General features: G+C 62.5%; 13 protein-coding genes. 9 read left to right on the forward strand and 4 right to left on the reverse strand.

Features of this window, described 5'->3' with window-relative positions; genetic code table 11:
- Positions 1 to 133 precede the first annotated feature (133 nt).
- The 3 genes from ACWGXF_RS00265 to ACWGXF_RS00275 form a co-directional block, all read right to left on the reverse strand.
- Positions 134 to 400 carry a hypothetical protein gene (locus ACWGXF_RS00265; protein ID WP_034359978.1) on the reverse strand — a complete coding sequence of 89 codons (267 nt, stop codon included), beginning with the start codon at positions 398 to 400 and terminating at the stop codon, positions 134 to 136.
- A 377-nt stretch (positions 401 to 777) separates the two neighbouring features.
- Positions 778 to 1,902: a JmjC domain-containing protein gene (locus ACWGXF_RS00270; RefSeq protein WP_012837381.1), complete on the reverse strand. Its 1,125-nt coding sequence runs from the start codon at positions 1,900 to 1,902 to the stop codon at positions 778 to 780.
- Positions 1,903 to 1,973: 71 nt separating this feature from the next.
- A complete protein-coding gene (locus tag ACWGXF_RS00275) occupies positions 1,974 to 2,924 on the reverse strand; it encodes an AraC-like ligand-binding domain-containing protein (RefSeq protein ID WP_039049899.1) in 951 nt (316 codons plus the stop codon).
- A 358-nt stretch (positions 2,925 to 3,282) separates the two neighbouring features.
- Between ACWGXF_RS00275 and ACWGXF_RS00280 the strand changes: the two genes are divergently transcribed.
- The 4 genes from ACWGXF_RS00280 (at position 3,283) to ACWGXF_RS00295 (ending at position 7,330) form a co-directional block, all read left to right on the forward strand.
- Positions 3,283 to 4,734 (forward strand): aldehyde dehydrogenase, encoded by a 1,452-nt coding sequence (locus ACWGXF_RS00280; protein WP_452101622.1) that lies wholly within the window; start codon positions 3,283 to 3,285, stop codon positions 4,732 to 4,734.
- A 176-nt stretch (positions 4,735 to 4,910) separates the two neighbouring features.
- Positions 4,911 to 5,231, forward strand: a complete 321-nt coding sequence (locus tag ACWGXF_RS00285; RefSeq protein WP_452101623.1) for a c-type cytochrome — start codon at positions 4,911 to 4,913, stop codon at positions 5,229 to 5,231.
- A 13-nt stretch (positions 5,232 to 5,244) separates the two neighbouring features.
- Positions 5,245 to 5,760, forward strand: a complete 516-nt coding sequence (locus ACWGXF_RS00290) for a hypothetical protein (RefSeq protein ID WP_256629930.1) — start codon at positions 5,245 to 5,247, stop codon at positions 5,758 to 5,760.
- 19 nt (positions 5,761 to 5,779) lie between these two features.
- Positions 5,780 to 7,330 carry an FAD-binding oxidoreductase gene (locus ACWGXF_RS00295; RefSeq protein WP_003064558.1) on the forward strand — a complete coding sequence of 517 codons (1,551 nt, stop codon included), beginning with the start codon at positions 5,780 to 5,782 and terminating at the stop codon, positions 7,328 to 7,330.
- A gap of 253 nt (positions 7,331 to 7,583) precedes the next feature.
- Here ACWGXF_RS00295 and ACWGXF_RS00300 read toward each other — a convergent pair whose 3' ends face one another.
- A complete protein-coding gene (locus ACWGXF_RS00300; protein ID WP_256629928.1) occupies positions 7,584 to 8,564 on the reverse strand; it encodes an AraC family transcriptional regulator in 981 nt (326 codons plus the stop codon).
- Between the two features lie 216 nt (positions 8,565 to 8,780).
- On the opposite strand from ACWGXF_RS00300, the gene ACWGXF_RS00305 reads away from it, so the two are divergent.
- From ACWGXF_RS00305 to ACWGXF_RS00325, 5 genes are all read left to right on the forward strand, one after another.
- Positions 8,781 to 10,004: an amino acid ABC transporter substrate-binding protein gene (locus tag ACWGXF_RS00305; protein WP_256629927.1), complete on the forward strand. Its 1,224-nt coding sequence runs from the start codon at positions 8,781 to 8,783 to the stop codon at positions 10,002 to 10,004.
- A 221-nt stretch (positions 10,005 to 10,225) separates the two neighbouring features.
- Entirely contained in the window at positions 10,226 to 11,101 is an 876-nt protein-coding gene (locus ACWGXF_RS00310) for a branched-chain amino acid ABC transporter permease (RefSeq protein WP_256629926.1), read from the forward strand.
- Entirely contained in the window at positions 11,098 to 12,048 is a 951-nt protein-coding gene (locus ACWGXF_RS00315) for a branched-chain amino acid ABC transporter permease (RefSeq protein WP_256629925.1), read from the forward strand. The genes ACWGXF_RS00310 and ACWGXF_RS00315 overlap by 4 nt, the downstream gene beginning before the upstream one ends.
- Positions 12,045 to 12,815, forward strand: a complete 771-nt coding sequence (locus ACWGXF_RS00320) for an ABC transporter ATP-binding protein (RefSeq protein WP_256629924.1) — start codon at positions 12,045 to 12,047, stop codon at positions 12,813 to 12,815. Before ACWGXF_RS00315 ends, ACWGXF_RS00320 begins: the two co-directional genes overlap by 4 nt.
- Positions 12,808 to 13,521, forward strand: coding sequence for an ABC transporter ATP-binding protein (locus tag ACWGXF_RS00325; RefSeq protein WP_256629923.1), 714 nt, complete (start codon positions 12,808 to 12,810; stop codon positions 13,519 to 13,521). The genes ACWGXF_RS00320 and ACWGXF_RS00325 overlap by 8 nt, the downstream gene beginning before the upstream one ends.
- The last annotated feature ends 81 nt before the right edge of the window (positions 13,522 to 13,602 follow it).

The raw sequence follows: 13,602 nt of genomic DNA on the forward strand, positions 1-13,602 counted from the left end.
GGTGCAGACCTTATATGCCGGCAAGCATCCGCAGCTCGAAAATCCGCTGCGAAATCCAGACGTAAAAAAACCGCACCTGAGTGCGGTTTTTTTATGCTTGAGGCCTGGGCCTCAAGCTGGCTGATGCAGCGAATTACTTGGCAGCAGGAGCTTCAGCGGCGGGAGCAGCAGGAGCGTCAGCGGCAGGAGCAGCAGGAGCGTCAGCGGCGGGGGCAGCAGGAGCGTCAGCGGCAGGAGCAGCAGCGTCAGCGGCGGGAGCAGCAGGAGCTTCAGCAGCAGGAGCGGGAGCAGCAGGAGCTTCCACAGCAGGTGCGGGAGCAGCAGGAGCTTCTTCCTTCTTGCCGCAAGCAGCCAGAGCAGCAGCAGCGATCACGGTAGCCAGAATCAGAGAGTTCTTCATGACAGTTTCCTAAATGGTAGGTTCAGCAGACGGTATGCAGATTGCCATTACGGTCAGCCTTTTGCAGCTATTGATCGCTCTGGCAGATCAGGTCAAACGATAAATTCGACTCAGCCCGCATTATAGGTAGTTTTGCCCATTGCTGACTAACACTGACAGCAACCAAACAATTCTGCACAAATCGGTGCGTTCTCATTTACCGGGCAAGCCCACGCTTGCCTTGAGCCACACTGTGGAGCATAAATTTATTCCTGTCAAATCCCTGACAAAGCTTTGATAAAGATTTACATAACCTACACAAAGCCTGCGAAATCAACAGGAGCCACAGAGGACAAACCCGTAAGTTAGCACGATCGCTGTTACAAGTCCACCCTGTTTCAGTCGCCGGAGCGAACCCAGCCAGCATCAAACCACGACGACAGCAACTCCAGCGCGTCATCGCTGGCAGTTGCCAGATCCTTGCGCGACAGGGCTCGGCTGTCTGCCAGCTTGCGCATCAAGGTGGCATCGCGGCCGCCAGCCAGATAGCTTTCGCCATTGATGAAGATGTGCTTGGCGTCATACATCATGCGTGTGCGGCGATCCAGCACCACGCTCTCGAACATGCCGTTTTCATCGCCATGCTCGAACCAGACATTGGGCTTGGGGTCGCTCAGGTACTCGCCCAGCGCACGCTCCAGCGCCAGCGGCTCGGCCATGGCCTTCTTCAGTGCCTCGCGGGCAAAGTCATACATGCCTTCAGGAATCAGCGCCGGGTTGCTCACGGCCTCCTGTTTGGGGTCGCGATAAATGACCGGAGTTTCGGGCTCGTCGGGCTCGTCCGACATGCGCAGCAGCAACTCGCGACCCAGCTCGCTGCGATCGGGCGAGCGAAAGCCTATCGAATACGTCATGCATTCACCTTCTGCCACTCCGTCATGCGCCCATTTGGGCGGCAGATACAGCATGTCGCCGGGCTCCAGAACAAACTCTTCCTCGGGCTCGAAATTGGAGAGAATCTTCAGCGGCTTGCCCTGCTGCAGAGACAGGTCTTTTTGACGACCGATGCGCCAGCGGCGCCTGCCCTGGGCCTGCAGCAAAAACACGTCATAGCTGTCGAAATGCGGGCCTACGCCCCCTTGATCGGTGGCAAAGCTGATCATCAGATCATCGAGGCGCGCCTCGGGCACAAAGCGGAATTGCTGCAGCAACTCATGCGCCTTGGCGTCATGCATGTCCACGCCCTGCACCAGCACGGTCCAGCCCGGCTTGGTCAATGCAGGCAGGCTGCGACGGGACAGCGGGCCGTGGCTGAGCTTCCAGTTGTCGCCTTCGAGCTGCTGGATCAGGCGCGACTCCACGCCATCCTCGCCCGCCATGGCCAGCAGGCGAGCACGCGGAATCGGGGCCTTGAAGCCGGGGATGGCCTGGCGCACCAGCAAAGGCTTTTTATGCCAATGCTTGCGCATGAATTGAGAGGCGGTGAGCCCACCCAGCAGGGTGAGCGGCGTATTGATGTCCATGAATACAGTCCTGCTTTCTAAGCAACGGCCTGCATTGTCCTATAGGCCTCGAAAACGCTGGTCGGCACAGATCAATGACCGAGCGCTCTGAACTCGGACGGCGACATGCCGGCATAGGCCTTGAAGGCCCGGCTGAAGTGCGCGCTGTTGCCAAAACCACAGCCCATGGCAATGTCTGTAATGGTGCGGTGCGCGAGCGCCGGGGAATGCAGCTCCCGCATGCAAAGCTCCAGTCGGCTCTGCTGGATGAAGCCGCCCAGCGACTGGTCTCGCCCCGCAAAGGCGTTGTGCAGATGCCGACGGCTGCAATTGAGTGCTTCGGCCACCTGATCGACCGACAACCCGGGGTCGCGCACATGGCTGGCCACATGCTCGCAGATGCGGTCGTACAGGGCCTGCTTCTGCGTCACCGCCGTGGCCTGCCCGCCAAGGGCCTGCAGGGACAGATGCACCATATCCACCAGCAACTCCCCGGCGCGGCGCGCCAGCGGTGCCGTCATATTGTCCAGTTCCTGGTAAGTGCTGCGCATCGTCTGCAGAGCAATGCGCGCAATGCCGGCGCTGCCCCCCACCGATCGACCCATGAGATTTTCCAGACGCAGGCCTCGCTCGGCAATGCTCTGTTTGGGCACCATCATGATCAGGTGCTCCGTGTGCCGGGGATTGGCCACCACATAGGGCTGCGAGGTGTCATAGATGGCCCAGCTGCCATTGCTCACGCAGGCCTTGCTACCGTACTGCTCCACCTCGGCATGGCCGCTCCAGGGCGCCACGATCTTGAGATAGGCCGCTTCGCTGTCGCGCAGACGGTGGCTGTCGCGTATGACGCGGTGGCGCCCGGCATCCAGCTTGGTGAGCATCACATCGCCTGCGTATGCCACGCTCAGATGCCCGTCAAAACAGGTGTCGCCATACAGATCCGTATCCAGACCCGAGAACAACTGCGCCATCCAGCCCTGCCAGGCTGGTGCAGTTTCCTTCTCGGGAAGACCATCGGTACTCAGTACCACGGGCGCGGTCATGGGCCTTGACTCCTCGTTGTATCTATCTCTGCCTGTACCGACAAAGTACAGCAATTATCGGTAAGTGAGCACTTTCGTGCTCATGCCGGAAAGAATCTCCCACACTGCATTCAAACTAGTGCAAACCCTAGGTTGCGTGCACGATTCGTCAAACGGTTTGTGCACATTGCGCACAGCATCTTGCCAAGGCTTTTCCTACGATCACTCACACGCCAGTGTCAGGCGAAACACCACAAAAGGGGGGGAGACAAGCCCGGTGACACAAGCCTTGTGCAACGGCACCAGCTCCCACTTTTTTCAACTTGCAGCAACAAGCAGTGACCGCGGTCACGCGACCTTGGTAGCGAAGGAAGCGAAGATGATTGAACAAAGCATGCTCATCGGCGGTCAGACCGCACAGGCCAGCAATGGCGCCACTTTCGAGCGCAGAAACCCTCTGGACGGATCGGTCGCCACGCGTGCCCCGGCCGCCACAACAGCCGACGCCGTGCGTGCCGTGGAAGCCGCTCAGGCGGCCTTCCCTGCCTGGGCGGCCCTGGGCCCCACAGAACGCAGGCTGATGCTGATGAAGGCCTCGCAGGCCCTGGAGGCCAAGGCCGAAGCCTTTGCCGCAGCCATGGCGGCAGAAACCGGCGCCTCCGGCATCTGGGCCGGCTTCAATGTGCATCTGGCCGCCAATATGTTTCTCGAAGCCGCGTCGCTGACCACCCAGATCAACGGCCAGCTGATTCCTTCGGATATCCCCGGCAGCATGGCCATGGCCGTGCGCCAGCCCGCCGGCGTGGTGCTGGGCATCGCCCCCTGGAATGCCCCCATCATCTTGGCCGTGCGCGCCATTGCCACGCCCCTGGCCTGCGGCAACACCGTGATCCTCAAGGGCTCGGAGCTGTGTCCCGCCACGCACGGCCTGATCATCGAAGCGCTGCAGGAAGGCGGCCTGCCGCCTGGTGTGGTGAACTTCGTGACCAATGCGCCCGAAGACGCCGGCACAGTGGTCGAGGCCATGGTGGCCCACCCCGCCGTACGCCGCGTGAACTTCACCGGCTCCACGCGCGTGGGCCGCATCATCGGCCAGACCTGCGCCAAATACCTCAAGCCCGTCATCCTGGAGCTGGGCGGCAAGGCCCCGTTTCTGGTGCTCGACGATGCCGACATCGACTCCGCGGTGGCCGGCTGCACCTTTGGCGCCTTCGCCAACTCGGGCCAGATATGCATGTCCACCGAGCGCATCATCGTGGACGAGGCCGTGGCCGAGGAATTCATCGCCAAGCTGGTGGGCCGCGCCACAACCCTGCCTCTGGGCGACCCCCGCAAAGGCCCTGTGGTGCTGGGCTCAGTCGTGGACATGAACACCGTGAACCGCGTCAACGAGCTCATCGACGACGCCGTGACCAAGGGTGCCAGGATTCTTTGCGGCGGCAAGGCCAGCGACACCTTGATGGCCGCCACGCTGATAGACGGCGTGACTCCCGAGATGCGAATCTTCCGTGAAGAGACCTTTGCCCCGGTAAAAGCCATCGTGCGCGTGCGTGGCGAAGAGCAGGCCATCGTCATGGCCAACGACAACGAGTTCGGCCTGTCTTCCGCCGTCTACACCAGGGACACAGCGCGCGGCTGGCGCGTGGCCGGTCGCATCGAAGCGGGCATCTGTCATGTCAACGGCCCCACCGTGCACGACGAGGCACAGATGCCTTTCGGCGGCGTGAAGAACTCGGGCTACGGCCACTTTGGCGGCCAGGCCGGTATCGATGCCTTTACCGACACCCGCTGGATCACCATGCAGACCACCGCACGTCACTACCCCTTCTAAAGCGTCCAGGACAGCAGTCGTAGCCGGCAGGCATGACTCCTGTCCTCGCTTGAAACCTCCATCGCGGGCACTGGGCCATGAGGCAAAGACCTCAGGTGCAGCGCCCGCATGGGCAAGGCGCGGGCCCCAACCCGCGCCTTGTGTCTGCCGACCCACAGAACCACCGGAGACCCACGTTGAAACATGCCTCCCAACTGGCCATGGCAGCCCTGCTGTCTGGCCTCAGCCTCGCCGCCTCGGCTGCGGACTCTCACAACATTGGCCCCGGCCAGCGCTTCTACGAAAAATCCTGCGCCAAATGCCATGAAGCCGGCATAGGCCCCGTCATCAAGGGGCGAGGCTTTCCGCCCGCGACCTACGTGATCATTGCGCGCAACGGCATGAACGCCATGCCATCCTTTCGCGTGACCGATATCGACGACGCCACGCTGGAAGACTTGGCAAACTACCTGTCCAGGACAGAGGCCCCCAAGGCAGCCGAGCCAGCCAGGAAATAAGGAGGACGATGCAATGCAAACCGATCGTCGCACCCTTCTCAAAGGTCTGACCGCTGCAGGTCTGGCTGTCTCCGGCATAGGCTGGGCACAGGCTGCCACCTCCGCTGCAGGCCGCACCGCCAGCGCAGCCACACGCTCTGCCGAGGTGCTGGCCGTGACCTCCTCCATGCACGCCAGCGCGCTGGACAAGGCCTTTGCGGCCGGTGTTCAGAGCACCTCCCGCAACGTGGTGCACACCGGCCTTCAAGGTCTGGACAGCGCCGCATTCAACCAATTGGGCGAGCTGCTGACCGACAGCCAGGAAACCCTGCTGGTGGGTCTGCTTGATGACGCCTCGGCCACGTTGGTGCTGGACCTGGTTCGCTCCAGCGGTGGCCGCGTGCTGGCCGTGGAACACCATCGCGTGGACGGCGCCGCCGCCGACTGGGCCCAGGCGCTGGGTCGGTCGCTGGCGTCCGGTCAAGTCATGAACACCACCACGGCGGCAGCAGGCAAGGAAGCCCGCGTGTCCTTTAGCTGCGTAATCTAAGAAACAAGGAAAGCAGAGCATGACAAGCAAATACATGGCCCTGCCCAAGGGCATGAGCGAGAGCAGCTTCGATGCGGCCATCGCCCAATTCAAGAAGGCCCTGGGCGAAGACAATGTGATGATCAAGGACGAACTGGTTCGTCCCTACACCAAGGTGATGATGGCTGTGCCTACCGAAGAGCACACACCTTCCGCCGTGGTGACGGCCACCACCGTGGAGCAGGTGCAAGAGGTCGTCAAGATCTGCAACGCGCACAAGGTGCCCGTGTGGACCATCTCCACCGGCCGCAACTTCGGCTACGGCTCGGCCGCACCGGGCCAGCGCGGCCAGGTGGTGCTGGATCTGCGCAAGATGAACAAGATCATCCACGTGGACCCCGAACTGTGCACGGCCCTGGTTGAGCCTGGCGTGACCTACCAGATGCTCTACGACTACCTCGAAGAGAACAAGATTCCCTTGATGCTGTCGTTCTCGGCACCTTCGGCCATTGCCGGTCCTCTGGGCAACACCATGGACCGCGGCGTGGGCTACACACCTTATGGCGAACACTTCATGATGCAGTGCGGCATGGAAGTGGTGATGGCCAACGGCGATGTGCTGCGCACCGGCATGGGAGGCGTCAAGGGCGACAAGGCCTGGCAGGTGTTCAAATGGGGTTACGGCCCGACGCTGGACGGCATGTTCACCCAGTCCAACTACGGCATCTGCACCAAGATGGGTTTCTGGCTGATGCCCAAGCCCCCGGTCTTCAAGCCGCTGGAAATCCAGTTCGACGAAGACAGCGATATCTCCGAAATCGTGGAATTCATCCGCCCCCTGCGCATCGCCCAGGTCATCCCCAATTCGGTGGTGATTGCCGGCGTGCTGTGGGAGGCATCCACCTGCAACACCCGCCGCTCGGACTACACCACCGAGCCCGGCCATACGCCCGACGCCATCCTCAAGCAGATCCAGAAAGACAAGCATCTGGGCGCCTGGAATGTCTACGCTGCGCTGTACGGCACCAGGGAGCAGGTCGACGTCAACTTCAAGATCGTGCAGGACGCGCTCAAGAAGCTGGGCAAGGGCCGCTTGATCACCGAAGAGATGGCTGGCGACACCCAGCCCTTCAAGTACCGTGCCCAGCTCATGTCGGGCGTGCCCAACCTGCAGGAATTCGGCCTGTACAACTGGCGCGGGGGTGGCGGCTCGATGTGGTTTGCCCCTGTGTCGCAGGCGCGCGGCAGCGAGTGCGACAAGCAGAAGTCGCTGGCCAAGAAGATCCTCAACAAGCATGGCCTGGACTATGTGGGCGAGTTCATCGTCGGCTGGCGCGATATGCACCATGTCATCGATGTGCTCTACGACCGCAGCAACGAAGAGGAAACCAAGCGTGCCAACGCCTGCTTTGCCGAGCTGCTGGACGAGTTCGAAAAGGAAGGCTATGCCGTGTACCGCGTGAACACGGCCTTCCAGGAGCGCGTGGCGCAGAGCTACGGTCCGGTCAAGCGCGATATCGAGCGTAAGATCAAGCGTGCTCTGGACCCCAATGGGATTCTGGCTCCGGGCAAGTGCGGGATAGATATCTGAGGCTCCCCCTGAGCGGCTTTGCCGCTTCCCCCTCTCTCGCTGCGCGGGAGGGGGACAATACCTTCGCTGCGGGGCGGCCCTTGCTCGGTATTACTGAGTCAGAGCATGCTCAATCCAACGCTCTTGGTCGCAGCCAAGCACGCAAAAAAGCCACCCGATTTGAAAACGCCGGGTGGCTTTTTTGTTTTTGGATTGCTACCTTATTGATAGCTTACAGCGTATTTAGTATCTGAACCTGAGGCTTGTTTAACTCTTAATTGAGCAATTTGGAGCCAAACATGCCTGCCCTGAACTGCGCCGGCGTCTGCCCCGTATGCTGCTTGAACAGGCGGCTCAGATGCGCGCCGCTGGCAAAGCCGCTGGCCAGCGCCAGCTCCGTCAAGGTGCAGTGGCGATTGGCAGGACTGAGCAGTTCGCGCTGGAACAGGGCCACGCGCTCGGCCCAGATATGCTGGCTGATGGACAGCCGCTCATCGGCAAAGGCATTGTAGAGATGTCGCTTGCTGCAGTTGAGCGCTGTGGCCACGGCATCGACGCTCAGGGCCGGATCGCGCAGGTGCTGACGCACATAGGCCTTGATGCGGCCCAGCAGCAGCTCGCTGGCGCTCAGCGAGGCCGCACGGCCGCAGGCGTCAAGCAGGGACAGCTGGATCAGCTGCAGCAGGGAATCCGTCACATGCTGGGCCAGGCCCTGGCCCATGGCCCGGCATTCGGCAAAAGTGCCGCGCATCATGTCCAGCGCAATGCGGGACACGCCTTCGCTACCGCCCACATAGCGCCCCATGAGGGCATCGATGGCGCGGCCATGGTCTTCGAAGCGGCTTTTGGGCAGGGTGATGATCAGATGCTCGCACCACTCGGGGTTGAGCACCTCGTACTCCTGCGTGGTGTCATAGATCAGCCACTGGCCGCTGCGCGCCATGGCTTCGCGCCCGTTCTGGCAGACGCGGGCCTCGCCATGCCAGGGGGCCACGATCTTGAGAAAGTCGGTGCTGTGGCGTGCCATGCTGGCCGATGTGCGTCGCACGCGATGGCGACTGGCCTCGATCCGGGTCATGCCCACCGGCCCCAGCTCGAAGGTGCCCAGTCGCGCCGAGAAATGCTGGTCGCCATAGACATCGCTCTCCAGTCCATAGAGCGTTGACATCCAGTGCTGCCAGGCGCCCACGGCTTGAGCACCTTGCATCTCGGTCATCTTCTCGATCACTTGGTTGGCAGGAATGTCTGGCCGCATCTGGGCTCCTGAAGAAGTAACAGGATGCTTCATTATCCATAGCGACCCGGCCCCGGGTCCGGGCAAAACCGGCGCCTCGCAGGGAAATCAGTGTTTACCCACAGACACTTGCATGCTCAGACAAGACGCAATGCACGCCCAGACAAACACCTGTCGCCGCACTTTCCTACGATGGCCGAAGAACCCGGACACCCGTCCATCAAAAAGGAGACAAGCATGACATTCGCCGACAAGCGTTTTGTTCTCAAGAGCCTGGTCGCGGCCACCGCACTGGCGGGCCTGTGCGGCACGGCACTGGCCCAGGAAGCGCCCAAGTCCATCCGCATCGGCTGGGCAATTGCCAAGACGGGCGTCAACGCGGGCGGCACCTCCGTGACCACGGCGCCCAACTACAAGCTCTGGGTCAAGGAGATCAACGATGCCGGCGGCATCATGCTCAAGGCCTATAACAAGCGCGTGCCCATCGAGGTCATCGAATACGACGACCGCTCCAGCACCGAGGAGGCCGTGCGCGCCACCGAGCGCCTGATCACCCAGGACAAGGTCGACTTCGTGCTGCCGCCCTGGGGCACGGGCTCCAACCTGGCTGTGGGGCCCACCTACGAAAAGCACAAATACCCGCTGCTGGCCGCCACCTCGGTGACCGACAAGGCCCCCGATCTGGCCAAGCGCTGGAAGCATGCCTTCTTCTTCCTGGGCACGGGGGGAGAATATGCCGAGGGCCTGGTCGCCATGCTGGAAAAGGCCAAGAAGGACGGCAAGATCAACAACAAGATCGCCATGATCAACATTGCCGACGGCTTTGGCGTCGAGTTGGCCAATGCCACGCGCAAGGCCGCCAAGCAGCATGGCTTCGAGCTGGTCTACGACAAGAGCTATCCGATCGGCACGCAGGACATGACGCCCATCATCAACGAGGCCAAGGGCAAGGGTGCCGACACCTTCGTGGCCTACTCCTACCCGCCCGACACCATGCTGATCAACGAGCAGGCCAGAACGCTGGGCCTGGCTCCCAAGGTGCTGTTCACCGGCGTAGGCACGCAATTCCCCATGTTCAAGGGCAAGTTCGGCGCAGCGGCCGAAGGCGTGATGGCGCCGGGCGGCATCGATGCCGGCAACCCGCAGATGCAGGCCTATCTGAAGCGCTTCAAGGAGGTGACCGGCCAGGAATCGGACCGCTTTGCCAGCCCCATCGTCTACACCTCGCTACAGATGCTGCAGCAGGCCATCGAGCGCGTGGGCAAGATCGATCGCGCCGCCGTGACCCAGGAGCTCAAGAGCGGCAGCTTCGAGACCGTGCTCGGCCCCGTCAAGCTTGAAGGCCAGCAACTGACCAAGCTCTGGCATGTGGGCCAGTGGCAAAACGGCGAGTTCAATGCGATTGCGCCGACCAACCGGGCGGGGGTCAAGCCCGCGGTGATCCCTAGAAGCACCCCCTGAGGCGCTGCGCGCCTTCCCCCTCTCTCTACGCGCTTCGCGCTATGGGAGGGGGACGATGCCATCGCCGCGAGGCGGCTCTTGCTCGGCATCTCTGATACCCCATGGTCACTAGTGTGCCCAGCTCCGCAAGAACTATTAAAACAAGAGCTGGTTGCGCATGTCTCGCTTTCACTTTGCATTGATTTCATAACAAGAACAATGAATCACCAGCGGTATACGCTATGAATTTAATAGACATCCTTCTCGCTGGCGCCATGCTGGGCGGGCTCTACGGCCTGGTGGCCATGGGGCTGACGCTGCAGTATGGCGTGGCGCGCATCATGAATCTCTCGTATGGGGAGTTTCTGATTGCACCGGCCTTTCTGGCCTTTTTTGCGGTGAGCAGCTGGGGTATTTCACCGCTGCTTCTGGTGCTGCTGGTGCTGCCGCTGGGCTTTATCCTCCAGTGGCTGATTTATCAGCTGCTGCTGACCCCGCTGGTGCGCCGCGCCAAGGGCGGGCCGGCGCTGGAGGTGGATTCAATTTTGGCCACCTTCGGCATGCTGTTCGTCGTCCAGGGCGTCATGCTGGTGATGTTCGGCGGCGACTATCACAGCTACAGCTATCTGTCCGAACCCGTGGAGATCCTGGGCAGCAAGGTCGCGGCCAACCGTCTGCTGGTGCTGGGCTTTGCCGTCGTGCTGGGCGGCGGCCTGTACCTGCTGCTGACGCGCACCCGCGCCGGCGCCGTGGTGCGCGCCGTCTCCGTGGCACCGCAGTTCGCCCATCTGGTCGGCATCAATGTGCGCAGCACGGCGGCCCTGGCCTACGGTCTGGGCGGTGCACTGGTGGCAGTCTGCGGCGTGCTGGTCAGCATGTTTCTGCCCTTCTCGGCAGGCATGGGCACCATGTTTGCCATGAAGGCGCTGATCGTCGTCATCATGGGCGGCGTGGGCAATCTCATGGGTTGCCTGGTCGCCGGCATGCTGCTGGGCTTTGCCGAGACGCTGGTCGCCTCCTTTGTCGACCCCGGCCTGACGCTGGCCGTCAACTACGCGGTGTTCCTGCTGGTGCTGCTGTTCAAGCCCACGGGCTTGTTCGGGAGGGCCGCACGATGAATCCGAACCATCGCAAGGAAATCCTGATCTGGGCCGTCAGCGCCATCGCCATCACCGGTCTGGCCCTGCTGCCGCGCTGGCTGACGGACGAGTACTACCTCTCGCTCATGATCAGCATCCTGATGTACTGCGTGCTGGCCACGGCCTGGGCGCTGTTCTCGGGACCGACGCGCTATATCTCGCTGGCCACCGTCGCCTTCTTCGGCATGGGCGCCTATGTCACCGCCGTGTTCGGCGAATCCCTGCCCTGGTCCGCCGTGCTGGGCATTGCGGCCGGCGTGGGCCTGATCATGGCCTTGATCGTGGGCCTGTCCACGCTGCGGCTGTCGGGCGTGTACTTTGTGATCTTCAGCTTCGGCCTGGCCGAGCTGGTCAAGCAGCTCGTCACCTGGTGGGAAGTCAACATCACCAAGGACCTGGGCCGCTATGTATTCGTGGAGATCACCCAGCTCGATATCTACTGGCAGCTGCTGGCCATGCTGGCCCTGGTGCTGGCGCTGCGCGCCCTCATCAATCGCTCGCGCCTGGGCCTGGCGCTGCGCGTGATCGGGGAGGACGAGACTGTGGCCACCCATGTGGGCATCAACACCACCACGGCCAAGCTGCTGCTGTTCGCCCTCAGCGCCGTGTTCATCACCGTCACGGGTGCCATCATGGCTCCGCGCTGGACCTATATCGACCCCAGCATTGCCTTTGCTCCCGCCGTCTCATTCCAGACCCTGATCATGGCCTTGCTCGGCGGTGCCGGCGCACTGTTCGGCCCGATTCTGGGGGCCGTGCCGCTGGTGCTGCTGTTCGAGTACCTGGCTGCCAACTTCCCCAACCATTTCTCGATTCTGCTGGGCCTGGTATTCATCGTGATCGTGTACTTCATTCCCCAGGGCCTGTCTGGCGTGCTGGCCAGGCTGCTGGGCAGAAATGCGGCCAGCAAGGGAGACCAGCCATGAAGACCGCCACCCTGCTTTCCGTGCGCGGCGCCACCAAACGCTTCGGCGGCCTGGTGGCCGTCAACGCACTGAGCTTTGACGTCTACCCGGGCGAGGTCGTGGGCCTGCTCGGCCCCAATGGCTCGGGCAAGACCACGGCCATGAATCTGATCTCGGGCGCCCTGCCCGTCAACGGCGGCGAGATCGTATTCAACGGCAAGCCCATCCACACGCTCAAAAGCCACCAGATCGCCCGCCTTGGCGTGGCACGCACCTTCCAGCTGGTCAAGGTGCTGGGCTCCATGAGCTGCAGCGACAACGTCATTGCCGGCATGTCCTTCAAGCCCCGGCCGCTGTTTGGCAAACCTGCCGCTGCGCGTGCCCTGCAACTGCTCAATCAGGTAGGTCTGGCCGAATTGGCGAATACTCCCGCGGGCGACCTTACCTATATCAACCAGAAGCGCCTGGAGCTGGCCCGCGCGCTGGCGCTGGAGCCGCAGATCCTGCTGCTCGACGAATGGCTGGCAGGCCTGAACCCCACGGAGCTGCAGCAGGGCATTGCACTGATCCGGCAGTTGCAGGCCACGGGGCTGACGATTCTCATGGTCGAACATGTGATGGACGCCGTACACGCGCTGTGCAGCCGCTGCGTGGTGATGAACGCGGGCACGAAAATAGCCGACGGCCCCACGGCCCAGGTGCTCAAAGAGCCCGAGGTGGTGCGTGCCTATCTGGGAGAAGAAGTGAGTGCAGATGAAGACCGGTCAGCGGAGGCCAGCCATGCTTGAAGTGCGCAATATCTCGGTGAGCTACGGCAAGCATGAGGCACTGCACCAGGTCAGCCTCCAGGTTCGGCCCGGCGAGCTGGTCGTCATGCTGGGCGCCAACGGAGCAGGCAAGTCCAGCCTGCTCAAGGCGCTGGGCGGCATGGTCACGCCCCAGGCCGGGGCCAGCGCCCAGCTGGCGGGCCAGGAGCTGATGCAGTTGCCCCAGCATGCCATCGTGCAAGCCGGCCTGGCCCTGGTGCCCGAAGGGCGCGGCGTGTTCGGCGATCTCAGCGTCAAGGAAAACCTGCTGCTGGGAGCCCAGCCCCGGCGCGCACGCGCCAACGAGGCCAGCAATCTGGAGCAGGTCTTCGCCCTCTTTCCCAAGCTGCGCGATCGTCTGGCCCAAACCGTGCGCACCATGAGCGGCGGCGAGCAGCAGATGGTGGCCGTGGGCCGCGCTCTCATGAGCCAGCCCGATATCCTGCTGCTGGACGAGCCTTCGCTGGGCCTGTCGCCGCTGATGTGCAAAGAGCTGTTCGCCGCCCTGGCGCGCATCAAGACACTGGGCATGGGCGTGCTGCTGGTGGAACAGAACGCGCGCCAGAGCTTGGCCATCGCCGACCGTGGCTATCTGCTGGAGACGGGCCGCATTGTGGGCGAAGGCTCGGCCACAGAACTCAGCAACAGCCCCGCCGTGCGTCGCGCTTATCTGGGCGGCGAACATTGAGATGACTCCCCCTGAGCGGCCTTGCCGCCTACCCCGGAGGGGGACGATGCCATCGCTGGGGCAGCCCATGCTGGGGCGGCT

The organism is Comamonas sp. HJ-2 (assembly GCF_053615495.1).

Coding starts and splice junctions, on each gene's coding strand:
- ACWGXF_RS00320 (WP_256629924.1), top strand. CDS start 12,045: ATGAAGACCGCCACCCTGCTTTCCGTGCGCGGCGCCACCAAACGCTTC.
- ACWGXF_RS00315 (WP_256629925.1), top strand. CDS start 11,098: ATGAATCCGAACCATCGCAAGGAAATCCTGATCTGGGCCGTCAGCGCC.
- ACWGXF_RS00300 (WP_256629928.1), bottom strand. CDS start 8,564: ATGCGGCCAGACATTCCTGCCAACCAAGTGATCGAGAAGATGACCGAG.
- ACWGXF_RS00310 (WP_256629926.1), top strand. CDS start 10,226: ATGAATTTAATAGACATCCTTCTCGCTGGCGCCATGCTGGGCGGGCTC.
- ACWGXF_RS00305 (WP_256629927.1), top strand. CDS start 8,781: ATGACATTCGCCGACAAGCGTTTTGTTCTCAAGAGCCTGGTCGCGGCC.
- ACWGXF_RS00295 (WP_003064558.1), top strand. CDS start 5,780: ATGACAAGCAAATACATGGCCCTGCCCAAGGGCATGAGCGAGAGCAGC.
- ACWGXF_RS00270 (WP_012837381.1), bottom strand. CDS start 1,902: ATGGACATCAATACGCCGCTCACCCTGCTGGGTGGGCTCACCGCCTCT.
- ACWGXF_RS00290 (WP_256629930.1), top strand. CDS start 5,245: ATGCAAACCGATCGTCGCACCCTTCTCAAAGGTCTGACCGCTGCAGGT.
- ACWGXF_RS00275 (WP_039049899.1), bottom strand. CDS start 2,924: ATGACCGCGCCCGTGGTACTGAGTACCGATGGTCTTCCCGAGAAGGAA.
- ACWGXF_RS00265 (WP_034359978.1), bottom strand. CDS start 400: ATGAAGAACTCTCTGATTCTGGCTACCGTGATCGCTGCTGCTGCTCTG.
- ACWGXF_RS00325 (WP_256629923.1), top strand. CDS start 12,808: ATGCTTGAAGTGCGCAATATCTCGGTGAGCTACGGCAAGCATGAGGCA.
- ACWGXF_RS00280 (WP_452101622.1), top strand. CDS start 3,283: ATGATTGAACAAAGCATGCTCATCGGCGGTCAGACCGCACAGGCCAGC.